The organism is Micrococcus sp. R8502A1 (genome assembly GCF_006704135.1).
Lineage (GTDB): Bacteria > Actinomycetota > Actinomycetes > Actinomycetales > Micrococcaceae > Micrococcus > Micrococcus luteus.
This window is the reverse complement of the sequence record NZ_VIGS01000001.1, coordinates 14,045-38,896: the sequence shown is the minus strand read 5'-3', so window position 1 is coordinate 38,896 and position 24,852 is coordinate 14,045. Positions and strand designations below refer to the sequence as shown.

The 24,852-nt window shown below is 73.5% G+C and carries 27 protein-coding genes and 1 other RNA gene; 9 read left to right on the top strand and 19 right to left on the bottom strand.

Annotation, left to right across the window (positions count from 1 at the left end; translation table 11 throughout):
- Positions 1-65: 65 nt before the first annotated feature.
- Both FLM69_RS00200 and FLM69_RS11695 read left to right on the top strand, forming a co-directional pair.
- Complete coding sequence (locus FLM69_RS00200; RefSeq protein WP_041104309.1) at positions 66-671, top strand: GDSL-type esterase/lipase family protein; 606 nt, start codon at positions 66-68, stop codon at positions 669-671.
- Between the two features lie 44 nt (positions 672-715).
- A complete protein-coding gene (locus FLM69_RS11695; protein ID WP_095346645.1) occupies positions 716-790 on the top strand; it encodes a 50S ribosomal protein bL37 in 75 nt (24 codons plus the stop codon).
- Positions 791-926: 136 nt separating this feature from the next.
- Here FLM69_RS11695 and rsrA read toward each other — a convergent pair whose 3' ends face one another.
- Positions 927-1,205, bottom strand: a complete 279-nt coding sequence (rsrA, locus tag FLM69_RS00195; protein ID WP_036381745.1) for a mycothiol system anti-sigma-R factor — start codon at positions 1,203-1,205, stop codon at positions 927-929.
- On the bottom strand, positions 1,202-1,918 hold the full coding sequence (locus FLM69_RS00190; RefSeq protein WP_036314006.1) for a sigma-70 family RNA polymerase sigma factor: 717 nt from the start codon (positions 1,916-1,918) through the stop codon (positions 1,202-1,204). The genes rsrA and FLM69_RS00190 overlap by 4 nt, the downstream gene beginning before the upstream one ends.
- A 200-nt stretch (positions 1,919-2,118) precedes the next feature.
- Here FLM69_RS00190 and aroA point away from each other — a divergent pair, with 200 nt between their 5' ends.
- From aroA to FLM69_RS00165, 5 genes are all read left to right on the top strand, one after another.
- Entirely contained in the window at positions 2,119-3,549 is a 1,431-nt protein-coding gene (aroA, locus tag FLM69_RS00185) for a 3-phosphoshikimate 1-carboxyvinyltransferase (RefSeq protein ID WP_135019364.1), read from the top strand.
- On the top strand, positions 3,549-4,649 hold the full coding sequence (gene rsgA, locus FLM69_RS00180) for a ribosome small subunit-dependent GTPase A (protein ID WP_044659234.1): 1,101 nt from the start codon (positions 3,549-3,551) through the stop codon (positions 4,647-4,649). The genes aroA and rsgA overlap by 1 nt, the downstream gene beginning before the upstream one ends.
- A gap of 29 nt (positions 4,650-4,678) precedes the next feature.
- Positions 4,679-5,518, top strand: a complete 840-nt coding sequence (gene hisN / locus FLM69_RS00175) for a histidinol-phosphatase (RefSeq protein WP_036334996.1) — start codon at positions 4,679-4,681, stop codon at positions 5,516-5,518.
- Between the two features lie 77 nt (positions 5,519-5,595).
- Positions 5,596-6,081, top strand: coding sequence for a CrcB family protein (locus FLM69_RS00170; RefSeq protein WP_061867906.1), 486 nt, complete (start codon positions 5,596-5,598; stop codon positions 6,079-6,081).
- Complete coding sequence (locus FLM69_RS00165; RefSeq protein ID WP_036381759.1) at positions 6,078-6,524, top strand: CrcB family protein; 447 nt, start codon at positions 6,078-6,080, stop codon at positions 6,522-6,524. The genes FLM69_RS00170 and FLM69_RS00165 overlap by 4 nt, the downstream gene beginning before the upstream one ends.
- 80 nt (positions 6,525-6,604) lie before the next feature.
- Here the strand turns inward: FLM69_RS00165 and ssrA are convergent.
- The 15 genes from ssrA to FLM69_RS00090 form a co-directional block, all read right to left on the bottom strand.
- Positions 6,605-6,976: a transfer-messenger RNA gene (gene ssrA, locus FLM69_RS00160) on the bottom strand.
- 135 nt (positions 6,977-7,111) lie between these two features.
- Complete coding sequence (gene smpB / locus FLM69_RS00155; RefSeq protein ID WP_044659238.1) at positions 7,112-7,627, bottom strand: SsrA-binding protein SmpB; 516 nt, start codon at positions 7,625-7,627, stop codon at positions 7,112-7,114.
- 129 nt (positions 7,628-7,756) lie between these two features.
- Entirely contained in the window at positions 7,757-8,422 is a 666-nt protein-coding gene (locus FLM69_RS00150) for a CoA transferase subunit B (protein ID WP_036381762.1), read from the bottom strand.
- Positions 8,419-9,228 carry a CoA transferase subunit A gene (locus tag FLM69_RS00145; RefSeq protein WP_041104295.1) on the bottom strand — a complete coding sequence of 270 codons (810 nt, stop codon included), beginning with the start codon at positions 9,226-9,228 and terminating at the stop codon, positions 8,419-8,421. Before FLM69_RS00145 ends, FLM69_RS00150 begins: the two co-directional genes overlap by 4 nt.
- Positions 9,229-9,259: 31 nt before the next feature.
- On the bottom strand, positions 9,260-10,468 hold the full coding sequence (locus FLM69_RS00140) for an acetyl-CoA C-acetyltransferase (protein WP_041104293.1): 1,209 nt from the start codon (positions 10,466-10,468) through the stop codon (positions 9,260-9,262).
- A 190-nt stretch (positions 10,469-10,658) separates the two neighbouring features.
- Positions 10,659-11,726, bottom strand: a complete 1,068-nt coding sequence (locus tag FLM69_RS00135; RefSeq protein ID WP_041104337.1) for a 2,3-butanediol dehydrogenase — start codon at positions 11,724-11,726, stop codon at positions 10,659-10,661.
- 217 nt (positions 11,727-11,943) lie between these two features.
- On the bottom strand, positions 11,944-13,065 hold the full coding sequence (gene prfB, locus FLM69_RS00130; protein WP_012750800.1) for a peptide chain release factor 2: 1,122 nt from the start codon (positions 13,063-13,065) through the stop codon (positions 11,944-11,946).
- A 12-nt stretch (positions 13,066-13,077) separates the two neighbouring features.
- A complete protein-coding gene (locus tag FLM69_RS00125; RefSeq protein WP_049147203.1) occupies positions 13,078-13,812 on the bottom strand; it encodes an alpha/beta fold hydrolase in 735 nt (244 codons plus the stop codon).
- Complete coding sequence (locus tag FLM69_RS00120; RefSeq protein WP_036381775.1) at positions 13,809-14,267, bottom strand: Tad domain-containing protein; 459 nt, start codon at positions 14,265-14,267, stop codon at positions 13,809-13,811. The genes FLM69_RS00125 and FLM69_RS00120 overlap by 4 nt, the downstream gene beginning before the upstream one ends.
- Complete coding sequence (locus tag FLM69_RS00115) at positions 14,267-14,695, bottom strand: hypothetical protein (protein WP_036313982.1); 429 nt, start codon at positions 14,693-14,695, stop codon at positions 14,267-14,269. The genes FLM69_RS00120 and FLM69_RS00115 overlap by 1 nt, the downstream gene beginning before the upstream one ends.
- Positions 14,679-15,107, bottom strand: coding sequence for a TadE/TadG family type IV pilus assembly protein (locus FLM69_RS00110; RefSeq protein ID WP_036381779.1), 429 nt, complete (start codon positions 15,105-15,107; stop codon positions 14,679-14,681). The genes FLM69_RS00115 and FLM69_RS00110 overlap by 17 nt, the downstream gene beginning before the upstream one ends.
- A 2-nt stretch (positions 15,108-15,109) precedes the next feature.
- Positions 15,110-15,316 (bottom strand): hypothetical protein, encoded by a 207-nt coding sequence (locus tag FLM69_RS00105; protein ID WP_010079078.1) that lies wholly within the window; start codon positions 15,314-15,316, stop codon positions 15,110-15,112.
- An 87-nt stretch (positions 15,317-15,403) separates the two neighbouring features.
- Complete coding sequence (locus tag FLM69_RS00100) at positions 15,404-16,345, bottom strand: type II secretion system F family protein (protein WP_041104286.1); 942 nt, start codon at positions 16,343-16,345, stop codon at positions 15,404-15,406.
- Complete coding sequence (locus FLM69_RS00095) at positions 16,342-17,199, bottom strand: type II secretion system F family protein (RefSeq protein ID WP_010079080.1); 858 nt, start codon at positions 17,197-17,199, stop codon at positions 16,342-16,344. The genes FLM69_RS00100 and FLM69_RS00095 overlap by 4 nt, the downstream gene beginning before the upstream one ends.
- A complete protein-coding gene (locus FLM69_RS00090) occupies positions 17,199-18,425 on the bottom strand; it encodes a CpaF family protein (protein WP_010079081.1) in 1,227 nt (408 codons plus the stop codon). The genes FLM69_RS00095 and FLM69_RS00090 overlap by 1 nt, the downstream gene beginning before the upstream one ends.
- Positions 18,426-18,662: 237 nt before the next feature.
- Between FLM69_RS00090 and FLM69_RS00085 the strand changes: the two genes are divergently transcribed.
- Both FLM69_RS00085 and FLM69_RS00080 read left to right on the top strand, forming a co-directional pair.
- On the top strand, positions 18,663-21,662 hold the full coding sequence (locus FLM69_RS00085; protein ID WP_141842602.1) for an FtsK/SpoIIIE domain-containing protein: 3,000 nt from the start codon (positions 18,663-18,665) through the stop codon (positions 21,660-21,662).
- A 531-nt stretch (positions 21,663-22,193) separates the two neighbouring features.
- Positions 22,194-22,772: a dienelactone hydrolase family protein gene (locus tag FLM69_RS00080; protein ID WP_135039692.1), complete on the top strand. Its 579-nt coding sequence runs from the start codon at positions 22,194-22,196 to the stop codon at positions 22,770-22,772.
- A 19-nt stretch (positions 22,773-22,791) separates the two neighbouring features.
- Here the strand turns inward: FLM69_RS00080 and FLM69_RS00075 are convergent, their stop codons facing one another.
- Positions 22,792-24,195: an MFS transporter gene (locus FLM69_RS00075; RefSeq protein ID WP_135039693.1), complete on the bottom strand. Its 1,404-nt coding sequence runs from the start codon at positions 24,193-24,195 to the stop codon at positions 22,792-22,794.
- A gap of 71 nt (positions 24,196-24,266) precedes the next feature.
- Positions 24,267-24,848, bottom strand: coding sequence for an LURP-one-related/scramblase family protein (locus tag FLM69_RS00070; RefSeq protein WP_036313994.1), 582 nt, complete (start codon positions 24,846-24,848; stop codon positions 24,267-24,269).
- Between the last annotated feature and the right edge of the window lie 4 nt (positions 24,849-24,852).

Genomic DNA, 24,852 nt, shown 5'->3' with positions numbered 1-24,852 from the left:
CCTGCGCCGCCGCCGCACCCTCCGGTGCGGCGGCGGCGCCGGATCGGCCGACGAAAGGACACACTGTGCACAACCGCCGGATCCGGATCGCCGCCGTCGGCGACCAGCTGCTGGCCGGTGCGGGCGACGCCCGCGCCATCGGCTGGTGGGGCCGCGTGCTCGCCCGCACCCAGGCCCCCGACGTGGAGCTGGAGAACTACGTGCTGGCCGTGCCGCACGAGACCACCGAGGACCTCAACGAGCGCTGGTGGGGCGAGGCCTCGCGGCGCTTCTCCGAGGAGACGGAGAACCGCCTCGTCGTGGCCCTGTCCGACGCGGACCTGGACCTGGAGGCCACCTCGACCGCCCGCTCGCGGCTGAACCTGGCCAACGTCCTGGACACCGCCTCGCAGCGGAACATCCCGGTGCTCGTGGTGGGCCCCACGCCCACCCTGGACGAGCAGCGCAACGCCCGGCTCGCCGAGCTCAACGCCGCCTACCTGGATGTGGCCGACCGGCGCAACCACGTGTACGTGGACACGTTCACCCCGCTGGTGGGACACGAGCAGTGGCGCGCGGACCTCGCCTCCGGCCAGGGCCGGCCGGGCCAGGCGGGCCACGGGCTCATCGCGTGGCTCGTGCTGCACCGGGGCTGGTACCAGTGGCTCGGTCTGCCTGAGCCCACGGCCTGATGTGACAGAATGGACCACCGACCGACTCGTTGAAGGGAGACGTCATGAGCAAGCGTGCACGCAAGCGTCGCGACCGCCGCAGGAACGGCGCCAACCACGGCAAGCGTCCCAACGCCTGATCCGCTGATCGGCGTCGCGGACCGGCCGGGTGCCACCCGGCGACCGCAGACCACGAAGGGCCGTCCCCTCAGGGGACGGCCCTTCGTCATCGTCGGGGCGCCCGATCGGGTGCCCACGGGTCCGCATGTCGCGGTGTCAGCCCCAGGTGACGGTCGTCGTCGAGATCTGGGTGATGCGGGTCATGATGGTGGCCCGCAGCTGCGCGGGCGCCTTCTCCTGGCAGCACCGACGCACCGCCGAGCGGATGAGCTCTTCGAGCTCCTTCTGGTGCCGGCAGTCCGGACACTCCGCCACGTGGGCGCGCACCTGCTCGATGTCCTCGGGCGTCAGGGCGCCGTCCAGGTACTGGTACAGCCGCTCCAGGGAGGCGTCCTGGGCGTCGCGGCACTCATGGCCGTGCTGGTCCGCGGTCATCGCGTGGCCTCCTTCGTGCTCGTCTCGGTCTGCTTCGTGCCGCCGCGCCCGGTCTTCTTCTTCGGCTGGGCCTTGATGCCGCGCGCGGCCGCGTAGTCCGCGAGGCGCTCGCGCAGCTGCTTGCGGCCGCGGTGCAGCCGCGACATGACGGTGCCGATCGGCACGTCGAGGATCTCGGCGATCTCCTTGTAGGCGAAGCCCTCCACGTCCGCGAAGTAGACGGCGAGCCGGAACTCCTCCGGGATCGCCTGCAGGGCGTCCTTCACCTGGGAGTCGGGCAGCCGGTCGAGGGCCTCCGTCTCGGCCGAGCGCAGGCCACCGGAGGTGTGCTCGGCGGCCCGGGCCATCTGCCAGTCCTCCACCTCAGGGTTGTCCGCCTCGAGGGGCTGGCGCTGCCGCTTGCGGTAGAGGTTGATGTACGTGTTCGTGAGGATCCGGTAGAGCCAGGCCTTGAGGTTGGTGCCGGGCCGGTACTGGTGGAACGAGGAGTAGGCCTTCGTGTACGCCTCCTGGACCAGGTCCTCGGCGTCCTGCGGGTTGCGCGTCATGCGCAGCGCAGCGGAGTACAACTGGTCCACGAACTCGAGGGCGTCACGCTCGAACCGGGCACGGCGCTGCTGTTCGGACTCGGCGGCGACGTCGATGTCGGCGCGGTCGTGCTCGGGGGCGTCCTCGGGCCGGGCGAATTCCGGCCGGCTGTTGTCAGTGCTCATCGCGGGCCAGTCTACGGTCCGGGAGGGATGCGTCAGCAGGGCGGCGCTCATGCGGGGCTCCTCTCCGGCTGCGGTCCGCGGCGAGCGGGACCGGTGCGCCGACACGGGTACGGGGTCGTCCAGTGGAGCGCCAGGAGCGTTCCAGGTATTCCCCCGCGACAGGCCGACCCCGGCCGACAGCCGCCGGATAGGCTGGTCCGGTGACCCGCCCCACGCGTGCCGCCGCGCACTCCCCCGCCCCCCGTCCCGACGCCGCCGAGACCTGGCCCGCGCCCGTGGCGCGCGGCCCGGTGCGCGGAGAGGTGCGGCTGCCGGGATCGAAGTCGCTGACGAACCGGCATCTCGTGCTCGCCGCGCTCGCCGACGGTCCGTGCGTCCTGCACGGCGTCCTCGAGTCGCGGGACACGGCATTGATGCGCACGGCGCTCACAGCGCTCGGGGCCCGGTTCGAGCCCCTGTCCGACGGCGGACTGCGGGTGCATCCGATGCCGGTCGGCGCGCCGCTGGCCGGGGATGTCGCCGTGGACTGCGGACTGGCGGGGACGGTCATGCGCTTCGTCCCGTTCGTCGCCGCGCTGCGGCCCGGCCGGGTCCGCTTCGACGGCGACACCGGCGCGCGCCTGCGCCCGATGGCCCCGGTCCTGGACGCGCTGCGCCAGCTCGGGGTGGCCGTCGTCGAGGAGGGTGAGCCCGGTCGCCTGCCCTTCACGACGACGACCCGCGCGGACGCGGCCACGGTGGCCCCCGACGGCGACGTGCCGGAGGTCGCGGTCGACGCCTCCGGCTCCTCCCAGTTCCTGTCCGCCGCGCTGCTGGCGGCCGCGGGGATGCCGCGCGGTCTTCGGCTGCGGCACACCGGGGAGACCGTGCCGAGCCCGGAGCACGTCGCGATGACCGTCGGGGTGCTGCGCGCGCTCGAGGTGGACGTCGCCGAGACGGGCCCCGGGGCGTGGACCGTGGCCCCGGGGCGCATCCCGGGGCACGAGGCGACCGTCGAGCCGGACCTGTCCAACGCGGGCCCCTTCCTGGCCGCCGCCGTGGCCACGGGCGGCTCCGTGACGGTGCCGGACTGGCCGACCCGCACGACGCAGATCGGCGACCGCTGGCGGCGGATCCTGCCGCAGTTCGGGGCGAGCGTGGCGCTCACGGTCGACCGCACGGACCGCTCCCGCGGCCGCCTCACGGTGACCGGGGTGGTCCAGGACGACGGCACGCCCCGCATCACCGGCGCCGGTGAGATCGCGGACACGGCCGAGCTCGCCCCCACCGCGGCCGCGCTCGCCCTGCTGGCCTCCGGGCCCACCCGCCTGACGGGGATCGGCCATCTGCGGGGCCATGAGACGGACCGGCTCGCCGCGCTCACCGCCGAGGCCGCCCGCCTGGGGGTCACCGTGGACGAGGGAGAGACGACGCTCGGCTTCCCGGGCACGGACGCGTCGGGGCCGCTGTCGCCGGCCGCCCTCGAGACCTACCACGACCACCGGATGGCGACCTTCGCCGCCGTCGTCGGCCTGCGCGTGCCGGGGACCGGCATCGTGGACGTGGCGACCACCGCGAAGACGATGCCGGACTTCCCCGCACTGTGGACCGCGCTCGTGGCACCCGGCGACGCGGCCGAGGAGGCCCGCTGATGGCCCGGCGCCTCGATCCCTCGGCGTGGGACGAGTCCGATGTCCGGGTGCGCCCGTCCAAACGCGGCACCCGCCCGCGCACCAAGGAGCGGCCCAAGCACGAGGATGCGCAGGTCGGCATGGTCACCACGGTGGACCGCGGCCGGTACGCCGTGGTGCTGCCGGATCGCCTGGACGAGCGGATCACGGCGATGCGCGCCCGCGAGCTGCGCCGCACGCCGATCGCCACGGGCGACCGGGTGGCCGTCGTCGGGGACCTCTCCGGGGACGAGGGCACGCTCGCACGCATCGTCCGTGTCGAGGAGCGCAGCACGGTCCTGCGCCGGTCGGCGGACGACTCGGACGAGGTCGAGCGGGTGGTGGTGGCCAACGCCGACCTGCTGGTGATCATGGTGGCCGCGGCCAATCCGGAGCCCCGGACCGGCTTCATCGACCGCGCCCTGGTCGCCTGCTACGACGCCGGCATCCACCCGGTGCTGCTCATCACGAAGACCGACCTGCGTGATCCGGCCGCGCTGGTGGCGCACTACGAGGCCCTGGACCTGGAGGTGATGACCTCCGGTGCGGCGACCTTCGAGGCCGAGACCGGGGACACCGCCCTGGACGCCTCGCTCGTGGCCCGGGTGGCCGAGCGGCTGATCGGGCACACGAGCGCGTTCGTGGGGCCCTCCGGCGTCGGCAAGTCCACGCTGCTGAACGCGCTCACCGGCGCGGAACGGGCCACCGGCCACGTCAACGCCGTCACCGGCCGGGGCCGGCACACCTCCTCGTCCGCGCTCGCACTGCCGCTGACGGGCGACGACGGCGCCCCCCTGCCGGACACCTGGGTGGTGGACACCCCCGGCATCCGGTCCTTCGGGCTGGGCTGGGTCGAGCCGGACCGCGTGGTGGAGGCGTTCGACGACCTCGCCGGCGGGCTGGCGGACTGCCCGCGCGGCTGCACCCACACCGCCGACTCCCCCGGCTGCGGCCTGGACGCATGGGTGGCCGCGGGCCACGCCGGCCCCTCGGGAGCGGCACGCCTGGCCTCGCTGCGGCGTCTGCTCGGCAACCGGCTGGCCCCCTCGGGGGCGGAGGACGCGGCGTCGTCCGAGGACTGAGGCGGCCCGCGCGGTATAGCGTGGGCGGCATGGAGCGACCTGAGAACCCTGCGACCCGCGGCCGCGACCTCACGGAGGACCTGCGGCTGGCCCACATGCTGGCGGACAACGTGGACTCGATCACGATGTCCCGGTTCAAGGCCCAGGACCTCGAGGTCAGCACCAAGCCGGATCTCACCCCTGTCACGGATGCGGACCGCGCCGCCGAGGAGTCCATCCGCTCGACCCTGTCCCGTGCCCGGGCGCGCGACGGCATCGTGGGTGAGGAGTTCGGCGGATCTCTGAGCCGCTCCGGCCGGCAGTGGGTGGTCGACCCCATCGACGGCACCAAGAACTTCGTGCGCGGCGTGCCCGTGTGGGCCACCCTCATCGCGCTGCTGATCGACGGCGAGCCCGTCGTCGGCGTCGTCTCCGCCCCCGCCCTGCACCGTCGCTGGTGGGCCGCGGCCGGCCAGGGCGCCTTCGCGGGCACCTCGCTCACGCGTGCTCAGCGGATCACCGTGTCCGGCGTGGACCGGGTCGAGGACGCGTCGCTGTCCTTCTCCTCGATCGAGGGCTGGCGCGAACGCGGCTCGATCCGCGCGTTCCTGCAGCTCACCTCGGACGTGTGGCGCGTGCGCGGCTTCGGCGACTTCTGGTCCTACATGCTCGTCGCCGAGGGCGCCGTGGACATCGCGGCCGAGCCCGAGCTCGAGCTGCATGACATGGCCGCTCTGGTGCCGATCGTGCGCGAGGCCGGCGGCCGCTTCACCTCGCTGGACGGCGAGGACGGCCCGTTCGGCGGGCACGCGCTGGCCACGAACGGCCTGCTCCACGACGACGTCCTCGCCCGCCTGCGCACGGGTGACGAAACCGAGGACGGCGCCTGATGGCCGCGCGGGGGGAGCCGGCGGCCGACCGGAGGGGCGGGCGCGGGACAGATCGCCGGCCCCGCACTGCGGGTGCGGTGGCCCTCGGCGGTGCCGCGGGCGTGCTGTGCGGTGTGGGGGTGATGAACGCGGTGACCGCGCTGGCCGGGGCGCCGAACTTCCGCGGCGCGTTCGGCGGCGCGTTCGGGGTGGTCGACGTCCTCGTCCAGGCCCTGCCGCTGTTCGTGGTGAACGTGCTCGGCTCGTTCCTGCTCGGCCTGCTGTGGGCGGCCTCGCGACGCCGCGGGCCGGACTGGCGTCCACGCCTGGTGGCGGGGCTGGGAACCGGCTTCCTCGGTGCGTTCACCACCATCTCCAGCGCCGTCGCCCTGGCGCTGTGGCCGGTGCGGCTGGGCGCCGCGGCGTCCGGGGCGGGTGTCGTCCTCGCCGCGGCGGCCTCGGTGCTGCTGGTGCTCGCGCTGATGGCTGCACTCTCGACGGCGGCGGCCGTGCTCGGCCTGCACGCCGGGGGCGCCCCGGGGTCGCGCGTGGTCGGGACGGATCGTTCGGAGGAGGACGCATGAGCGGCGCGGGATACGAGGTCTTCGCTCTCTTCCAGGGGGCCCTCCTGGCCTGCCTCGCGGCGGGCGGGGCGCTCGGCGCCCTGGCGCGCGGGCGCCTGACCGACCGGCTCGGCCCCCGGGGTCTGCTCACCGCCAACACGACGGCGGCCCTGCTCCTCGGCGTCACCGTCGGCCTGGCCGTGCCGGAGCTGGTGTACGCGTCCGGGGGCTGGGGCGACGGGCAGGCGCTCATGCTCGTCGCGGCGGTGTCCGCCGTGGTGTCCGGGTTCTGCCTCGCCCTGGGGACGTGGTCCACCGTGGCCGCTGAGGCCGCCGACGCCGTGCTCGCCCGTCGATGGGGCGCGGCCGCCCGCCTGTGGGCCGCGCATCTGGGGCTGGGGCTGGTGGCCGTCGTCGTCGGCTGGGGCGCCGGCCTGGGGCTGCACACCGTCCTGGCCGGCTGAGGGACGGGCCGCCGCACACCGGGCGCGGACACGACGAAGGCCCCGGAATCGTGACGATTCCGGGGCCTTCCCGTGGTGGTGAGTGGAGCCGGCGGGAATTGAACCCGCGTCCGATGAGGTGTTGCCAGGTCTTCTCCGGGCGCAGTCTGCTGTGGGTGTTGCTCGGTCCTGGCCGTCCCGCAGACGGGCGGCCAACCCGGACCCAGCCGGATTGATGTCGGCGTCACGACCCCCGGCGAGGGTGACGCCCAGTGGCTATCTAGCTGACGCCACGATCCGAGGCGACAGCGACCTCGGGGTGACGGACTCGATCACTGATCAGGCAGCGAGAGCGAAGTCAGTGCGCTTGGATTCGGCACTTATTGGTTTGCAGAGAGCGTTTGACGAGATGACTCTGCATCCTCGGCCCGCTTCTCCCGACGCGACACACACCGTCGAAACCGATCGGCCCCATGGGGGCGACTCCTCTATGAGGTTGTCAATCACCACTGCAGGCGGAGGGCGCGAGGCCCGCCGGTCCTGAAACCGGCCCTGCGAGAGATACAACGTAGCACGCCCCCGAGGCATTCCCAAGGGGTCCACCGCGCTCAGGCCACGCCGGCGCGCCGGTTGCGCATCCGCATGGCCCGCTGGGCCTCGCGGTTGTCCTGCTGCTCGCGCAGCTTGTGCCGCTTGTCGTATTCGCGGTTGCCGCGCGCGACGCCGATCTCCACCTTCACGCGCCCGTTCAGGAAGTACAGGGACAGCGGCACGATGGTCAGGCCCGGATCCTGGATCTGGCGGGAGATCTTCGTCAGCTCGGCGCGGTGCAGCAGCAGCTTGCGGCGGCGGCGGGCGGCGTGGTTGGTCCACGAGCCGTTGAGGTACTCCGGGATGTAGACCTGCTCGAGCCACAGCTCGTCCCGGTAGAAGACCGCGAAGCCGTCCACGAGCGAGGCCTTGCCCTCGCGCAGCGACTTCACCTCGGTGCCGGTGAGCACCATGCCGGCCTCGTACGTGTCGAGGATGGTGTAGTCGTGGCGCGCCTTCTTGTTGTTGGCGATCACCTGGCGTTCGCCGGGGGCCGGCTGCTTGGCGGCCTTGCCCTTGCTGTTCTTGCCCATGGCCTCACGTCCTTCCAGCGTCCACGGCGACGGCCGCGCCCCGATCAGGGCGCGGCCGTCCAGTCTATCCCGTGCCGGCCCGATGCCCGCCGAGGCGGTGCGCCGGGGCCGCGGGGCGGCGTCGTCGGCTCAGTCCAGCGGCGCGCCGGTGAGCGCGCGGACCTGCTCCTCGGTGATGCCGGGCGCGGTCTCCACGAGCGCCAGGCGGGGCTGTTCCGGGGTGCCGACGACGTCGATCACGGCCAGGTCCGTGATGATGCGGTCGACGACGGCGCGGCCGGTCAGCGGCAGGGTGCACTGGTCGACGATCTTGGGGGTGCCGTCCTTGGACACGTGGTCCATCATGACGATCACGCGGCCGGCGCCGTGGACGAGGTCCATCGCACCGCCCATGCCCTTGACCATCTTGCCGGGCACCATCCAGTTGGCCAGGTCGCCCGCGGCGGAGACCTCCATGCCGCCCAGGACGGCGACGTCGATCTTGCCGCCGCGGATCATGCCGAAGCTCAGCGCGGAGTCGAAGAAGGACGCCCCCGGGTTCACGGTGACGGTCTCCTTGCCCGCGTTGATCAGGTCCGGGTCCACGGCGTCCTCCGTGGGGTACGGGCCCGTGCCGAGGATGCCGTTCTCGGACTGCAGCACCACGGACCGCCCGGCGGGGATGTGGTTGGGGATCAGCGTGGGCATGCCGATGCCGAGGTTGACGTAGGCGCCGTCCGGCAGCTCCTGCGCGGCGCGGGCCGCCATCTGGTCGCGGCTCAGGCCCCGGGGGCGCCCGGTGGTCTGCTCGCTCATGCCCGCCCCTCCCCCGACGCGCGCACGGTGCGCTTCTCGATCCGCTTCTCGATGTCCGTGCCGACCTCCACGATCCGGTGCACGAAGACACCGGGCAGGTGCACGTCATCCGGGTCGATCTCGCCGGGCTCGACGAGCTCCTCCACCTGCGCGATGCACACGCGGCCGGCCATGGCCGCGGGCGGGCCGAACTGGCGGGTGGCCTTGCGGAACACGAGGTTGCCGTGGCGGTCGCCCTTCCACGCGTGCACGAGGGAGAAGTCGGTGACGATGGAGCGTTCGAGCACATAGGTCTCGGGCTCGTCCGGGGTCTGGCTGAGGTAGCCCTCGCCGAGCACGAACGTGTCCGTGGGCTTGGCCTGCGAGGACTTCACCACGGTGCCGTCCGCGTCGTAGCGCATGGGCAGGCCGCCTTCGGCCACCTGGGTGCCGACGCCGGAGCGGGTGTAGAACGCCGGGATGCCGGCGCCGCCGGCGCGGAGCTTCTCCGCGAGGGTGCCCTGCGGGACGAGCTCCACCTCGAGCTCGCCCTTGAGGTACTGGCGGGCGAACTCCTTGTTCTCCCCCACATAGGAGGAGGTCATCTTCCGCAGCCGGCGCGCGCCGAGCAGGATGCCCAGGCCCCAGCCGTCCACGCCGCAGTTGTTGGAGACGACGGACAGGTCCGTGGCGCCCTGCTCGAGCAGGGCCTCGATGAGCTGCACGGGGTTGCCGGAGAGCCCGAAGCCGCCGACGGCCAGGGACGCGCCGTCCGGCACGTCCGCCACCGCCTCGGCGGGCGTGGCCACGGTCTTGTCGAGAGCCATGTCCGGGGTCCTTTCTGTCAGGGGCGGTCTGTCAGCGGAAGAGGATCAGGGCCTCGCCCTGGCCGCCGCCGCCGCAGAGCGAGACGGCCGCGCGGCCGCCGTCGCGCCGGTCGAGCTCGAGGGCGGCGTGCAGGGCCAGCCGGGCGCCGGAGGCGCCGATCGGGTGGCCCAGGGCGATGGCGCCGCCGTGGATGTTGGTCTTCTCGTGCGGGTAGCCGAGGTCGCGCAGGGACTGCACGGCCACCGCGCCGAACGCCTCGTTGATCTCGATGAAGTCAAGGTCGGCCACGTCCCAGCCCTGCTTCCGCACCGCCGCGGCGATCGCGTCCGAAGGCTGCGAGTGCAGCTGCGAGCTGTCCGGGCCGGCGGTCTGGCCGGGTGCGCCCACCGTGGCGAGGATCGTCAGGCCCTTCTCCTCGGCGAAGGCCCGCGAGGTCACCACGAGGGCGGCGGCGCCGTCGGACAGGGGCGAGGAGTTGCCGGCCGTGATGGTGCCGTCCTTCGCGAACGCCGGGCGCAGGGCGCCCAGCGACTCGGCGGTCGTGTCCGGGCGGACCCCTTCGTCCTGGGAGACGACCAGCGGGTCGCCCTTGCGCTGCGGGATCTCCACCGGGGCGATCTCGCCCTCGAAGACGCCCTCGGACTGGGCCCGGGCGGCCCGCTGGTGCGAGGCCGCGGCGACCTCGTCCTGCTCGGCGCGGGCGATGTTCCGCTCGCCGTTGCCGGACTCGGTCAGCTCGCCCATGGCCTCGTGGCTCAGGGAGTCGGTGAGGCCGTCCCACGCGACGGCGTCGAGCATGGTGGCCGGGCCGTACTTGAAGCCCTTGCGCGCGCCGGGCAGCAGGTGCGGGGCGTTGGTCATGGACTCCTGACCGCCGGCCACCACCACGTCCGCCTCGCCGAGGCGGATGAGACGGGCGGCGTCGATCACGGCGGTGAGGCCGGACAGGCACACCTTGTTGATCGTCATGGCCGGGACGTTCAACGGGATGCCCGCGGCGAGCGCGGACTGGCGGGCCGGGTTCTGGCCCGCGCCGGCCTGCACGACCTGGCCCATGTAGACCATGTCCACGTCCTCGGGGGCCACGCCGGCGCGCTCGAGCGCGTGCGTGATCGCGTGGGCGCCCAGGTCCACGGCGCGCAGGTCGGCCTGCTGCGAGAGCAGCCGGGTGAAGGGCGTGCGGGCACCGCCCACGATCACGGCATCGGTGGGCTGAGGCTGGGGCAGCTCGGCGGTCATGCGGTCCTCCTGGGACGTTCAACTCGGTTCATCACGATTCACTCAAATGCAGTCTATGACCCCGGTCACAGGCGCGCCAGGGAGCGACGCGTCTGTGACGGCGCGCCGCGGCACAGGGACCACGACGGCCCGCACCCGCAGCGCGCGGGTGCGGGCCGTCGTCGGGACGTCCGGGGATCGGGCCGGAGCCTCAGAGGCCCTGGCCGGTGGGCGAGACGAGGATCTTCACGGCCGTCTCGTTGTGGTGGATGAGGGTCTCGAAGCCCTGGTCGACCAGGTCGTCGAGGCCGATCTTGCCGGTGATGAACGGCGCGAGGTCCACGGCGCCGTCCTCGACCATGCGGATGGTGTCCGCGTGGTCGTTCGCGTACGCGATGGTGCCGCGCAGGTCGATCTCCTTCATCACCAGCTTGTGCAGGGCCACGGCGGGCTCGTGGCCCCAGATGGACTCGTTGACGATCACCCCGCCGGGACGCACCGCGTCCAGCAGCATGTCCAGCACCACGTCCACCGAGGTGCACTCGAAGCCCACGTCCGCGCCCTGGCCGTCGTGCAGCTCGCGGATCTTCGCGGGCACGTCCACCTCGCGGGGGTCGAATGCCTCGTCTACCACGCCGGCCTCGAGCACCTTCTGGCGGCGCAGCTCCGAGAGCTCGGAGACGTACACCGTCAGGCCCTTGCCCTTGAGCACGGCCGCCGTGAGCGCGCCGATGGGGCCGGCGCCACCGATCACTGCCACGCCCGACGTCGGAGAGCCGGCCCGCACCCACGCGTGGTGGGCCACGGAGAGCGGCTCGATGAGCGCGGCCTGGTCGAGAGGCACGGAGTCGGCCACCGGGTGGACCCAGCGGCGCTGCACCGCGATCTGCTCGGCCAGTCCGCCGCCGTCGCCGCCCAGGCCGATGAAGTTCATGTCCGGCGCGAGGTTGTAGTCCGGTCGGTCCCGGTCCTCCTCGCGCACGATGTACGGCTCCACGACGACCTTCTGGCCGACCTCGAGGTCCGTGACGCCCTCGCCCAGGGCGGCGACGGTGCCGGACATCTCGTGGCCGAGCGTGACGGGGGCGGCGTCGCCGGAGATCGGGTGCGGGTGCCCGGCCGGCGGGATGAAGATCGGGCCCTCGAGGTACTCGTGCAGGTCCGTGCCGCAGATGCCGCACCACGCGACGTCCACGAGGACCTGCCCCGGGCCGGCCGTGGGCGAGTCGATCTCCTCGATGCGGATGTCCTTCTTGCCGTGCCAACGGGCGGCGCGCATGGTCATGCTGGTCGACCTCCTGGGTGGGAATGGAGTCTGGTGCCGGACCGGCGCGCGGGGGCGCCTGCCCGGTGCTTCGAGCATCCCACCGGGCCGGTCTCCCGGGCCAGGCCCGAGGCCCCTGCGGGGGCTTGAACGGCGACGCCGGCCGGCGCCTCACTGCGGAGGTGCGGGCCGGCGTCGTGGTGGCCCGGGCGACGGGGCCGTGCCGCGGGGCTCAGTCCTCCTGGGCGGCCTTGACCTGCTCGGCGCGCCAGCGGATCCCGGCGTCCACGAAATCGTCGATGTGGCCGTCGAACACGGAGGAGGGGTTGCCCTCCTCGTGGCCCGTGCGCAGGTCCTTGACCATCTGGTACGGGTTCAGCACGTAGGAGCGCATCTGGTCGCCCCAGGACGCCTTGACGTCGCCGGCCATCTCCTTCTTCTTCGCGTCCTCCTCGGCCTTGCGCAGCAGCAGCAGGCGAGACTGGAGCACGCGCAGGGCGGCGGCACGGTTCTGGATCTGCGACTTCTCGTTCTGCATGGACACGACGATGCCGGTGGGCAGGTGCGTCATGCGGACGGCGGAGTCCGTGGTGTTCACGGACTGGCCGCCGGGGCCCGAGGAGCGGAACACGTCCACCTTGATCTCGGACTCGGGGATCTCGATGGAGTCGTCCGACTCGATCAGCGGCACCACCTCGACCGCCGCGAAGGACGTCTGGCGGCGGCCCTGGTTGTCGAAGGGGCTGATGCGCACGAGGCGGTGCGTGCCGGCCTCCACGGAGAGGGTGCCGAACGCGAAGGGCGCGTTGACCTCGAAGGTGACGGACTTCAGGCCGGCCTCCTCCGCGTAGGAGGTGTCCATGACCTTGGTGGACCAGCCGCGCTGCTCAGCCCAGCGCAGGTACATGCGCATGAGGGTCTCGGCGAAGTCGGCCGCGTCCACGCCGCCGGCGCCCGCGCGGATGGTCACGACGGCGTCGCGCTGGTCGTACTCGCCGCTGAGCAGCGTGACGACCTCGAGTTCCTCCAGGGCCTTGCGGATGGAGGTCAGCTCCTGGTTCGCGTCGTCGAGGAGGGAGGGCTCGTCCTCCTCCGCGGCGAGCTCGACCATGGTCTCCAGGTCCTCGATGCGGCTCTCCAGGGAGGTGATGCGCTTGAGGTCCGTCTGACGGTGGGAGAGCTTGGAGGTGACCTTCTGGGCCTCCTCCGGGTCGTCCCAGAGGTCCGGTGCGGAGGCCTGCTGCTCCAGTTCGGCGATGTCCGCCTTGATGCGGTCGAGGTCCGAGACCTGCTCGATGGAGGCCAGGGTGTGGCGCAGGGAGTCGATCTCCGCGGAGAAGTCAGTGTCAGCCATGATTCGGCCAGCCTACCGCGTGGGGTGGACGCCGGTCGTGTGCCAGCGGCGGATCGCCGCCGCGACGGCCTCGGGCTCCGTGACGTGCGGCCAGTGGCCCGTGCTGACATCGACGACGGTGGCGTGCTGCGTGACCGCGTCCAGGTCCCGTTGGTGGACGTCCCGGGTGCTGCGCACGTATAGCGTCGGGACGGTGATGCCGGCCCAGAGGGCACGGGTGTCCGCGGCGAGGACGGCGGCCCAGAGCTCGCGCATCGGATGGTCCGGCGTGGCGTCCAGGTCGGTCAGGATCCGCTCGCGCCACGGCTCCGGGACGAGGAGGTCCCGCGCGAGCGAGGCGCGGAGCACGCTCCGCCAGTCCGGGCGGGCGGCGAGGCGGGCCTTGGCCGCCCGGGCGGCCAGGGCGGTGTCCGTCACCGGGACGTTCGAGTCGATGACCACGAGGGCGCGGGGCCGCACCAGCCCGTCGGCGACGGCGCGCAGCGCGATGACCCCGCCCGTGCTGTGGCCGATCAGCAGCCCCGGCACGGGGCCGGCCTGCGCCGCCCAGGTGCGGGCGGCGTCGAGGACGGGGTCCGCATCGGTCGCCGGCCGTGCGGCCCGGGGGCGGCCCTGACCGCCGGCGTCCGTGCCCGGGTGGCCGGGCAGGGCGGGCGAGGCGGCGAGGTCGGCCACGGCGCCGAGGGCGTCAGCAAGGGGCTCGAAGTGGGCGGGCCGGCCACCGATGCCGTGGAGGAAGCGGATCACCGGGCCAGGCTAGTGCGACTGCTGCCCGTCGCCTCGAGGGGGACCGACAGGGGCAGTGTCCCCGCGAACGGGCCGGTCATGGCGAACAGATCGGCCCGGGCGTCGAGGGTGACGACGACGGTGGTGCCGTCGTCGGCCACGCGGGCGTTCATCCCGCCGAGCCCGGGCACGGCCTCCTGGGCACCGACGGCCGCGAGGTGTGCGCTGGCGGAGGCGGCGACGTCGTCGTCGGAGAGCACGACGCCCGGGTCCTCCCCCAGCCGGAAGCCGAGCTCCTCTGCCCCGGCGATGGCGGCCGAGTCCGCGAGCGACTGCAGGCGGCGGTGCTGCAACTGCACGGTGGTGACCGCGAGCATGACCAGCATGAGGGCCACGAGCACGGCGCACAGGCCGACGGTGAGGACGGTGGTCTGCCCGTCGTCGTGACCCAGGCGAGCGGTGAGGCGGCGGCGCATCAGAACCTCGGCACAGTCTGCCGGGCGTCGGAACCCACCGTCACGGGGGTCAGCGACCACGCTGCCGGCGTGAGAGGGACGGGCACCCCCACGTCCACCCGCACGGCGACGACCTCGCCCGGTTCGAGCGTGCCACAGCCGCCCTGATCGCAGCCGACGGTCAGGTCGTACTGGCCGGCGCCCACGCCGTAGTCGGCCAGCGTGAGCTCGACGGTGGCGTGGGCGGCGCCTGCGCTGGGGTGATCAGCCTCGGCGACCACGGCCTTGACGGCCTGGTCAGCGGCGGCGACCGAGGCGAACGCCGCGGCCTGGACCTGGGAGACGTAGATCATCAGGTACACCACGGGGATCAACAGGACGAGGGTGAGGCCCAGGAATTCGACCGTGGCCGCTCCCCGCTCGTCGCGGACGTCATTGACGGAACGCATGACCGCTCACCTCCACGGGGATCGGGCCCGGCAGGAACCCCAGGCCGGGCAGCGAGCTCGAGACCGTGACGCGCAGGACCGGGACCCCGTCCTGGCTGGTGAGCTCCGCGGCGACGTCGGCCCCGGACTGGCCGGGCACGCCGGCCGAGAGCAGCTCCCGAGCCCGCTGGACGCCGTCCTCGGGGCTCCGGTCCGCGAGCGCCCCGTACCGGGCGCCGGCGGAGGCGGCGTCGATCATCACGTTGCGCGTGTGGATCACGACGCCGGCCTGGAGCAGCGCCGCGAAGAGCAGGACGACCAGGGTCATCACCATGGTGGACTCGGCCACCGCGGCGCCCCGGTCGTCCCGCCAGCGGACACCCGTGTGGCCGCCACGGGGCGCCTGCGCGCCGTGGGCAGCACCCCGGGGCATGCTCAGCCGCCCTGGGACACCTGGGAGATGGCCTGGTTGAACAGTCCCTGGAGCGCCGGCAGGGCGAGGGCCAGCAGGCCGGCCACGAGCACGGCGGACATGAGGGTGATCATCACCCAGCCGGGGACGTCGCCGCGCTCGTCGCGGACGTCGTCGTGGATGAGGGCGCGCAGGGCGGCCAGGACGGTGATGGCGTGGTGGTGGAGCATGGTCCCCTCCTCGGGTGGCCGGCCGCCCGTGCGGCCGGAGTGGATGGTGATCGTGGGTGGATGGATGGACTATTCAGTTGTGGGTCTTCAGAACCCCAGGCGCATCAGGGAGATGCCGGGGAAGACGGCGAAGATCACCGTGAGCGGGAGGATGCCGAACACGAGGGGCACCATCATCTGTATCTCCTTCCGGCCGGCGGCCTCCATGAGCTCGCGGCGACCCATCTCACGCACGTCCTGGGCCTGCGCGCGCAGGACGTCGGCGAGGGGCGTGCCGCGGTCGAGCGCGATGAGCACGCCCCCGATGAACCGTTCGACGGGGGCCAGCTGCACGCGCCGTCCCATGGCCTTGAGCGCCGCGGACAGCGACGCCCCGGCACGCATGTCGGCGAGCGTGGTGCGGAACTCGCCGGCCAGCTCCCCGCGCGCCGTCCCCGCGATGCGTTCGAGCGCTCCGGCGGCGCTCTCCCCCGCGCCCACCGAGAGCGCGAACAGCTCGGCCACGGACGGGAACTCGGAGAGGATGGCCTCGCGCCGCCGTCGCACCCGCAGGGAGAGCAGCTGCTCCCGGAGCAGGAACCCGGCCATGCCGCCGGCGATCACGAGGGCGACCCCCGTGATCACCGGCACGCGGCCCGTGACGGTGAGGCTGAGCGCGAGGACGGCCGCCACGGCGGCCCCCGCGGCTCCGCTCAGGACCTGCTGGGCACGGAAGTCCGTCGACGTGACCGCGAGCCCCGCGGCGGCCAGCTTGCGGTCGAGCGCCACCCCGCCCGGGGAGATGCGCTGGACCCAGCCGACTCCGGCCTGCACCACGGGATCGAGGATGCGTCCCCACGCTCCCCAGGGTGAGGCGCCCGCACGTTCCTCCTCGAGGAGGCGGGAGGCCGGGATGTGGTGGCGCAGCTGCGGTTCGACCCGTTGCTCGAGGCTGGGGCGCCAGCCCACCGGCTGGGTGACCAGGATGAGGAGCAGTCCCGCCCCGAGGGTGAGGCCCAGGAGCGCGGCCCAGATCAGCGCGGACGTCATGCGAACACCCGCTTCTCCCGGGGCAGCGCGCCGATGCGGAGCATGACGCGGTAGCAGACGACGGAGGCCACCATGCCGGCGAGGAGCACGGCCCCGCCGGCGGCGGACCGGTAGGCCGCGACCGCGGCGGGCTGGGTCCCCAGCAGCAGGAGCACGAGCCACGGGGCGCACACCGCCAACCGGGCCGCGTTCACGGTCCACGACTGCCGGGCCTCGAGCTCGGCGCGGATGCGGGCGTCCTGCCGGAGGAACTCGGAGAGGGTCTGCAGCAGACGGCCGATGTCGGCGCCGCCGACCTCGCGGGTCAGGCGCAGCGAGACCACCAGGCGGTCCGCGACGGGGTCGGCCATCCGGGCCTTGAGCCGGTCCAGTGCGTCCACGAAGCGGGCTCCGGCCCGGTAGTCCCGGGCGAACTGCTGGAACGGCTCGCGCAGCCCCTCCGGCCCGGTCTCCCCGAGCTGGATGAGCGCCTCCGGGAGAGTCAGGCCCGCGCGGATGGCCGACCGGGCGTGGTCGATCGCGTCCGGCCACAGCTCGCGCAGTGCCGTGGACCGCCGGCGGGCCTGCCAGGACAACAGCAGCCAGGGCACGGCCGCGCCGAAGACGGCGAAGCACGCGGCGATGGTCCACGTACTGGTCAGCGACAGGACGAGCAGCCCGACCACGAGACCGCCGACGGCCATGGCGGACACGACGCCGGCCGGGCTGAGACGCTGGATGCCGGACTGGGCGATCAGCACACGCAGGCGCGAGTCGGGGCGGGCGGCCCCGGGTTTCTCCGTGGGAGGGGACCAGAGGGACCACCACAGCAGGAACAGGCCGCAGCCGAGCGCGAGCCCCAGCAGCGCGGCCATCAGCGCAGCCCCACCAGCTCGTGGACGTCCACGCCGCGACGGGCGAGCGCCTCGAACTCCAGGTTCGCACCCTCGTTGAGGCGCAGGTCGCCCTCGGCGTCACGCTGGAAGAGCGCCGACGTCTCGATGACCCCGCCCTCCACCCGTGAGCCGACGGTGAGGATCTCCCGCACCCGCCGGCGGCCCTGACGGTCGCGCTCGCAGTGCACGACGACGTCGATGCACGTGGCGACCGTCGGGACGACGAAGTCCCGGGAGATGTTCTCCCCGGCCAGCAGCGGCAGCGTGCAGAGCTTCGTGAGCGCGTCCGCGGCCGAGTTCGCGTGGATCGTGCACATGCCGGCCAGGCCGGAGTTCAGAGCGACGAGCATGTCCAGCGCCTCGGCCTCGCGCACCTCGCCGACGATCAGGCGGTCCGGGCGCATCCGCAGCGCCTCCTTGACGAGGCGACGCAGCGGGATCTCGCCGTGGCCCTCCAGGTTCGGCTGGCGGCACTGCAGCCCGACGACGTCGCGCACCGGGATCTGCAGCTCGAAGATCTCCTCCACGGTGATCACCCGCTCCCGCGGGCCGATGGCCGAAGCCAGGCAGTTGAGCAGGGTGGTCTTGCCCGCCTGGGTGGCCCCGCTGACGAGGATGTTCATGCCCGCGTCCACGGCCGCGTCCAGGAAGCGGGCCGCCGTCGGAGTGAGGGAACCGCCCCGGACGAGGTCGTCCAGCCGGCGCGCCCGGGCGATGAACTTCCGGATGTTCACGGCCCAGTGCCGCCGCGTGATGTCGGGGATGGCCACGTGCAGGCGCGAACCGTCTGGCAGGGCCGCGTCGACGAACGGCATCGACAGGTCCAGCCGCCGGCCCGAGGACTTCAACATGACTTCGACGAGGTCCTGCACCTCCTCCTCGGTCAGGACGATGCCCGTCAGCTCGGAGCGGCCGGACCGCGCGCAGTAGACGGCGTCCGGCGCGTTCAGCCAGATCTCCTCCACGGAGGGATCGTCCATGAGCCGCTGGAGCGGCCCGAGGCCCGCGATGCGGTCGAACAGGTCCTGCCGCGCCGCCACGGGATCCTCCAGGTCCGGCAGCGAGCTGACCATCGCGCGGGACTCGTAGTCCGCGGCCGCGTCCTGGATGAGCGTCAGGACCCGGGCGTGCTCACGCTGCGGGTCGATGCCCTGCCGCCGGACGATCTCCCGGATCTCGTCCTCGAGAATGCGCACCGCATCCATGTGTCCCTCCTGTGCCCGATTCGGCGCCATCCCCAGCGCCGCACATGTCTCGATCAGGAAGATACCCCGTTCCGTCGATGCGTGTGGTCCAGGACACCATGACTGTGGACAACGTGGCGGCGGTCCCGTTCGACGGGGAGTTGTCCACAGGCCGCCCGAACCGCCATCAGGCCGTGGCAGGGTCGTCCCCAGGCGGCCGGACGGGCCGGTCGCCGGTCTCAGGAGGGAGGGGCGGGGATGGCCTGGAGCGTGCGGATCCTGGGCGGGGCCGCTCCCGAGACATGGCGGGTGGAGCACTTCCCCGCCGACGCGGACGAGCAGGACCGGGCGGTGCGGGAACGTTTTCCCGCCCGGTCGCTGCACCGGTGCGCTGCCGGGCCGCGCAGCGTGACGTACGCGGAACGGGTCGGGAGTGCACCGGCCCGGGGGCCGGAGCTCGCGGTGGTCACCGAGCACGGACCCGACGCCGGCCGCCTCGTCCCTCTGGGGGAGGGCGGGTTGAGCACGGGACGCGGTGGGGCGCGGCTGCTGCTGGACGACCCCTCTGCCCCGTCGCGGCCGATGCGTCTGCGGCTCGCGCCCACCGGGCTGCACGTCCACGACGGTCCTCGGGACACCGGACGCCTGTGGGACGGCCGCAGCCCGCTCCCTGTGGGCCGGACCGCCCTGGGCCTGGTCCGCGGGCCCGGGGCCGCCCTGCCGCGGCCGGTCACGCCGGAGCCGCCCGCCGTCGACCTCGGATCCCCACCGGCCCGGCAGTCCGTCGTGATCCCGCTGGTGGCGGCCCTGGGCCCGCTGGTGCTCGGGGTCGCCCTGGTCCTGATGATGGGCAACCCGGTGTTCCTGCTGTTCGGTGTGCTGTCCGTGACGGTGGCGCTGGTCATGCTGGCGATGCAGCGCCGTACCCGGCTGCGGCATGCGCGGCTGCTCGCCGCCCGCGCGGACGCGGTCGTGCGCCGGCGGGCTCAGGCGGCACTGAGCCCCGGTGCGGTGGCCCGCGCCGTCCGCTCCGGCGCGACGGACCGCTTCGGGCTGACGTCGGGGGCCGACGAGGCCGTGGCGGTCTCGTGGGGTTCCGGCGTCGGGGCGCTGTCCCTGTCGCGGGACGACCCGGACGAGGCATGGGTGGAGGCCGTCACGTCGCGGCGCACCGTGATGACGACGTCACCGCCGGAGTCGCGCGTCGTCGTGCTCGGGCCGCCGCGCGATGTGGCCGGGGCCTGCCGGTGGGCGGTGTTCCAGCTCCTGCGGCACGCGGTGGCCGCCGACGGCGCGTTCGTGGTGGAGGCCGGTGGAGTCCGCCGCACCTGGTGGTCGGGCGGGTCCGGCCCGCGGCTGCTGGTGTCGGCTCTTGAGGACGCGGCACTGGATCCGGCGTGGCGAGCGTGGCGGGCCGCCATCGGCGGCGACGCGGGGACGACGCCCACGGCCCGGGCGGATCTGCCCTGGACGCGGTACGACTTCACCGGGCCGTCGCCTGCGCCGGGGGACGCCGTCGTCGACCTGCGCGGGCGCACCGTCGTGGTCCCGGCCGAACAACAGCGCTTCGAGGACGTGACCGCCGACGGCCTCGCCGACGGCACCCTGGTCGCCTGGCTGACCGAGCTGGCCGACGACGTCGTGGACCTCGGCCTGCTGCCCACCGACGACGGCGACGGCACGCTCACACCACCGGGGCAGGTGGGCGCCCGCGATGCCGTCGACGGGCTCACCGTGACCCTCGCCCGTAGCGGCGACGAGACGGGCGTCGTCGAGATGGACCTGGCCGCCGACGGGCCGCACCTGCTCATCGCGGGCACCACGGGATCCGGGAAGTCGGATCTCCTGCTGTCCCTCCTGCTGGGGGCTGCGGCGCACCACCCGCCGGCCGAGGTCGCGTTCCTGCTGCTGGACTTCAAGGGCGGCGCGTCGTTCGGTCCGCTGGGCGCGCTCCCCCACACGATGAGCCTGGAGACCAACCACGTGGGAACGGCCTCGTTGCGGGCGCTGAGCGCCATCCGGGCGGAGCTGCATCGCCGCGAGGCCCTCTTCGCAGAGGCCGGGGTCAGCGACTATCCCGGTTTCCGTCGCCGCCATCCGGACGCGGCGCTGCCTCGGCTCGTCGTGGCGATCGACGAACTGCGCGTGCTCGTGGACGACCACCCGGACGCGGCCGCCGTCCTGCAGCGTCTGGCCGCCACGGGCCGTTCCCTCGGCTTCCACCTCATCCTGGCCACGCAGCGGGCCACGGGCGCGGTGGGCTCGGACCTGCGCTCGAACCTGGGCAGCACGATCGCCCTGCGCACCGCGACGGAGCAGGAGTCGTGGGACCTGGTGGGCACGGCCGCCGCGGCCCGGCTCGACCCGCGTCGCCCCGGCTCCGCGATCCTCTCGACGGCGGGGCGCCCGACGGTCGCGTTCCGCGCGTCCCAGTGGACGGTCGACGGCGGCACGCCCGTGTGGCGACGGCTGGGCGAGGCCGCGGCCGCCCCGGCCGTCGCCCCCTGGGAGGCCGTCGTCTCGGTCCTGGTGGAGAAGTACGCGGCGGGTGACTGGCCGACACCCCCGCCCGTGGTCACCCCCGCCCTGCCGGAGCGCTGGGTGCCGGACCGCGCTCGCCGGGCGGAGGCCACGGCCCTGGCCCTGCTCGACGACGCGGCCCACGGCCGGCACCGTCCCTGGCGGTGGCCGACCGGCGCGGAGGGACGCACCGCATGGATCGTCGAGGCCGCGGGCGGTCGCGCGGAGACGCTGGCCGCCGTCGTCGAAGTGGCGCTGCGCAGCGGCCGGCCGGTGGCCGTGCTGGACGGCACCGGGGAGGCCGCGGCGGCCGCGCGGTCCGGGACGCCGGTGCTGACCCCGGACGTCGAGGGGGCCGGGGAGGCCGCCCTGGCCCGCCTGCGCGAGCTCGCGGCCGCCGGCGGCACGGCGGTGATCACGGGCTGGAACGCGTGGTCCGGCCTGCGCGTCGGGGACACCTACCGCACGGTCGAGGAGGACGTGCACGACTGGCTCGGCCGTCCGACCGCCGCCGGCCTGCGGTTGGCGGTGTTCGGCGGCCGAGAGCTGGCGACGGGCCGGCTGCTGCTGCACCTGCCCCACCGCTTCTTCGTGCCGGCCGGGACGAACGCCGAGCACCGGCTCATCTGGCCCCGGCTGACCGAGGTCGAGCCCCTGCCGGGGCGGGCCGTGCACATCAGTCCCGCCGTCCCCGAACCCGGCATGCCCTGCCAGCTCGCGTCTCCCGCCCCGGCGTGACCGCACTGACGGCGATTCCCGTGTGACCGCAGCGGAACGGTGGACTCAGCTCCGACGTCCACCCGGCGAGACGTTCTCCCGTCCTCCGTCGAACGTGGATGCCGTGGTCGAGGTCGCCAGGAGCAGTCGGACAGGGCGCCCCTTCGTCGCCGTACGTCCGAAGCGGCCGCGGCATCGTCCGGCGAAGACGTCCCGAAGGTCGCAGGACGGATGAGGCCAGGAGGCCGCTGGCCGCTCCTGCCTCGAGCAGCCCCGTGACCGATCGCACGAGTGCCTCGGCACTCATGCAGAAGATTCCTCGCCGCTCGCTCGCGCAGTCTCCGACCGCGCGACGTGAAGACTGAGACGGTGCTGTCCTGGGGCCGCCGAGACGAGAACCCAGGGCACCAGTCGGGGAAGCACTGCGCTTGCCCTCCACGCAATGAGCGCCAACTCACCCGTGGCGACAGACGCGAGCCACCTCACGTCTTCGCCCCCGCTCACACACCCCCACGATGGGGCAGCCGCTCACCGCGGTCTACGCTCTGACCCATGGCGCAGATCATCCTCTTCCACCACGCCCTCGGTCTCACGGACGGCGTGCGCGCGCTCGCCGACCAGATCGCCGCCGGCGGTCACACGGTCCACACCCCTGACCTCTACGACGGCCGCACCTTCGCCACCGTGGACGAGGGTGTCGCCCACGCCCAACAGATCGGCTTCGAGGAGATCGGCCGGCGCGGCATGCGGGCGTGTGCCCAGCACCAGGAGGCCTCCGTCGTCGCGGGCATCAGCATGGGTGTGATGCCCGCCTGGCGTGCCGCCCAGGTGGTCCCCGGCTTCCGCGCGTGCATCGCCATGGCCGGCGCCGAGGCCCTCGACGCCTACGCCCCGCTCTGGCAGCCCCACACCGCCCTGCAGATCCACCTCGGCACCCGCGACCCCTGGGCCCTCGAGGGCGACCTCGAGACCGCCCGCTCCTACGCGGCCACCGCCGAGCACCCGGACCGCCCCGCCGACCTCTTCGAGTACGACACGGACCGGCACCTGTTCATGGACTCCTCCACCGCGGACTTCGACGCGGACCTCACCGCCGTGCTGATCCGACGCATCCACGAGCTCCTGGCCTGAGCCGCGGAGCGGGCCCGACTCAGGCGGAGCGCCGCCCGCGCGCCACCGTCGCCAGGGCGGCCAGCAGCACGAGCACGAAGCCCGCGGCCGCCGCGAACACGTAGCCCGCGGACGGGGCGATGCCGTCGATGAACACGCCGGCCAACGGGGCGCCCATGGCGGCGCCCGCGGTCATGGCCGAGCCGTAGAAGCCCATCGCCTCGCCACGCCGCTCCTCCACCACGAGGTGCGAGAGCCGCGACGAGGCCGAGGCCAAGGTCGGCGCCGTGAGCAGACCCGAGGGGATCGAGGCCAGCGCGAGCGCCCACACCCCGTCCACGACCGCGAGCGGCACCGTCGCCACGGCGAACAGCGCCATCAGCAGGTACGGGTGCACCTGGCGGCCCCACGCCCCGTAGAACAGCCCGCCCACGGCGGAGGCGCCGCACCAGAACGCATACACCAGACCCACCGACGCCGCGGCGCCCTGGGACTCCAGCTCGGCCACCATCGAGACCTCGGTGCCGACCATGACGATCCCGGCCGCCATCGACACCACGAGCACGCCGAGCACCTCCGACCCGACCCAGGAGAAGTGGCTCCGCCGCCACTGCCGCAGCCGCTCGGCCCGGGCCCGACGCGGCGCCGTCGTCGGCCCGGAGCCGTCCGTGGCGATCACCGGCAGCGCCCCGGTGACGATCGGGATGGCCTCGGTGATCGCCGGCAGCGCGCCGGTGGCCAGGCTGGGGGCGGCCATCTCCACGTGCATGGGCGCGGCGGTCACCGCCTGGGCGATCGCCTCCTGACGGTCCTGCTCCTCGGTGTACGGGTCCTCGGTCGCCGGCCCGACGACGGCCAGCTGACTCGAGCGCGTGGGCGGGTTGAACCACATCAGCAGGATGCCGCCCAGCGCGCTGGACAGGCCCACGATGGTCAGGCCGAGGGCACTCGACCACGTGGCCGCGACGACGGCGCCCAGCGCCGGGCCCATCATGAAGATCGTCTCCGTGACGATGGAGTCCAGGGCGAAGGCCGTCTGCCGGTCCTTGCCGTGGGTGAGCACGCCGAGTCCCTGCCGGACGACCGAGAAGATCGGCAGCGAGAACACGCCGCCCAGGAACACGGCCAGGAGCATCGGCCAGAACGGCAGCCACGGGACGATCGGCCAGATCACCGCCTCCGCGATCACGGAGGGCAGCAGTGCACGGCGCAGCCCCTTCGCGTCCACCACGCGGCCCCGCCACGGCGAGCCCACTGCGATGCCCAGCGTCATCGCCGCCCCGGCCAGGCCGGCCTGGCCGTAGCCCAGGCCCAGCGTGAGGGCCACGTGGAGGGTGAGGATCACCCCGGCCGCGGTGTGCGGGAAGCGGGCGATGAACCCCACCGCCAGCAGATGGCGGATCCGAGGGTCCTGCAACAGCCGTCCGTACGCTCCGAAGTCCACCGTCGAATCCTATGGGAGGCGTCAAGGCACGCCCCGGAGGCGCCGCCGAGACGGCCGCGCGCTCGGCGGACTCAGCCGTTGCTGCGCCGGTCCTTGGCCCTGATCAGGTCGAGGGCGATGGCCGTGCCGAGCACGGCGCAGCGCACCACGGGCGGCATGCCGGGGTCCAGGCGCATCTCATACCGCGAGCGCCCGGCCAGGGCGTTCATGACGCCTCCGAACCGCGCGGTCACGCGGGCGATCGGCTGCTGGCCCACGGTCATGGCGTAGTCATGGTCCCACAGGTCGCCGGTCACCGCGAAGCACGTGCCGTCCACGACCTCGACGTTCACGGACGTCCGCAGGAACGCGAACTGGCGGACGAGGTGGGCCAGGGGCAGCCCGTCGGCGTCCAGGATCGCGAAGCGGTCGCGGCCGAACGTGGCCGGGTCGGCGAGGCGGAAGAGCACGCGGCCGTCGTCACCGTCGACCACGTCGAAGCTGCGGTTCCCCATCAGCATTCGGCCCAGGCCCCCGCCCGTAGTGACCACCGAGACGACGGTGCGCCCGTCCGGGTCCGTCACCTGGATGTCGTTGGACAGGAAGCTCGTCACCTGCTGCAGGATGAGGACGTCCGTGTGGGCGAGGCGACCGGCGTCGAAGGCGGGGCTCATGGGA

Excerpts from the sequence above, each read along its gene's own strand:
- rsrA (WP_036381745.1), bottom strand. The coding sequence starts at position 1,205 with ATGACCGCGGACCAGCACGGCCATGAGTGCCGCGACGCCCAGGACGCC.
- FLM69_RS00190 (WP_036314006.1), bottom strand. The coding sequence starts at position 1,918 with ATGAGCACTGACAACAGCCGGCCGGAATTCGCCCGGCCCGAGGACGCC.
- rsgA (WP_044659234.1), top strand. The coding sequence starts at position 3,549 with ATGGCCCGGCGCCTCGATCCCTCGGCGTGGGACGAGTCCGATGTCCGG.
- hisN (WP_036334996.1), top strand. The coding sequence starts at position 4,679 with ATGGAGCGACCTGAGAACCCTGCGACCCGCGGCCGCGACCTCACGGAG.
- FLM69_RS00165 (WP_036381759.1), top strand. The coding sequence starts at position 6,078 with ATGAGCGGCGCGGGATACGAGGTCTTCGCTCTCTTCCAGGGGGCCCTC.
- smpB (WP_044659238.1), bottom strand. The coding sequence starts at position 7,627 with ATGGGCAAGAACAGCAAGGGCAAGGCCGCCAAGCAGCCGGCCCCCGGC.
- FLM69_RS00150 (WP_036381762.1), bottom strand. The coding sequence starts at position 8,422 with ATGAGCGAGCAGACCACCGGGCGCCCCCGGGGCCTGAGCCGCGACCAG.
- FLM69_RS00145 (WP_041104295.1), bottom strand. The coding sequence starts at position 9,228 with ATGGCTCTCGACAAGACCGTGGCCACGCCCGCCGAGGCGGTGGCGGAC.
- FLM69_RS00140 (WP_041104293.1), bottom strand. The coding sequence starts at position 10,468 with ATGACCGCCGAGCTGCCCCAGCCTCAGCCCACCGATGCCGTGATCGTG.
- FLM69_RS00135 (WP_041104337.1), bottom strand. The coding sequence starts at position 11,726 with ATGCGCGCCGCCCGTTGGCACGGCAAGAAGGACATCCGCATCGAGGAG.
- prfB (WP_012750800.1), bottom strand. The coding sequence starts at position 13,065 with ATGGCTGACACTGACTTCTCCGCGGAGATCGACTCCCTGCGCCACACC.
- FLM69_RS00120 (WP_036381775.1), bottom strand. The coding sequence starts at position 14,267 with ATGCGCCGCCGCCTCACCGCTCGCCTGGGTCACGACGACGGGCAGACC.
- FLM69_RS00115 (WP_036313982.1), bottom strand. The coding sequence starts at position 14,695 with ATGCGTTCCGTCAATGACGTCCGCGACGAGCGGGGAGCGGCCACGGTC.
- FLM69_RS00110 (WP_036381779.1), bottom strand. The coding sequence starts at position 15,107 with ATGCCCCGGGGTGCTGCCCACGGCGCGCAGGCGCCCCGTGGCGGCCAC.
- FLM69_RS00105 (WP_010079078.1), bottom strand. The coding sequence starts at position 15,316 with ATGCTCCACCACCACGCCATCACCGTCCTGGCCGCCCTGCGCGCCCTC.
- FLM69_RS00100 (WP_041104286.1), bottom strand. The coding sequence starts at position 16,345 with ATGACGTCCGCGCTGATCTGGGCCGCGCTCCTGGGCCTCACCCTCGGG.
- FLM69_RS00095 (WP_010079080.1), bottom strand. The coding sequence starts at position 17,199 with ATGGCCGCGCTGCTGGGGCTCGCGCTCGGCTGCGGCCTGTTCCTGCTG.
- FLM69_RS00090 (WP_010079081.1), bottom strand. The coding sequence starts at position 18,425 with ATGGATGCGGTGCGCATTCTCGAGGACGAGATCCGGGAGATCGTCCGG.
- FLM69_RS00085 (WP_141842602.1), top strand. The coding sequence starts at position 18,663 with ATGGCCTGGAGCGTGCGGATCCTGGGCGGGGCCGCTCCCGAGACATGG.
- FLM69_RS00080 (WP_135039692.1), top strand. The coding sequence starts at position 22,194 with ATGGCGCAGATCATCCTCTTCCACCACGCCCTCGGTCTCACGGACGGC.
- FLM69_RS00070 (WP_036313994.1), bottom strand. The coding sequence starts at position 24,848 with ATGAGCCCCGCCTTCGACGCCGGTCGCCTCGCCCACACGGACGTCCTC.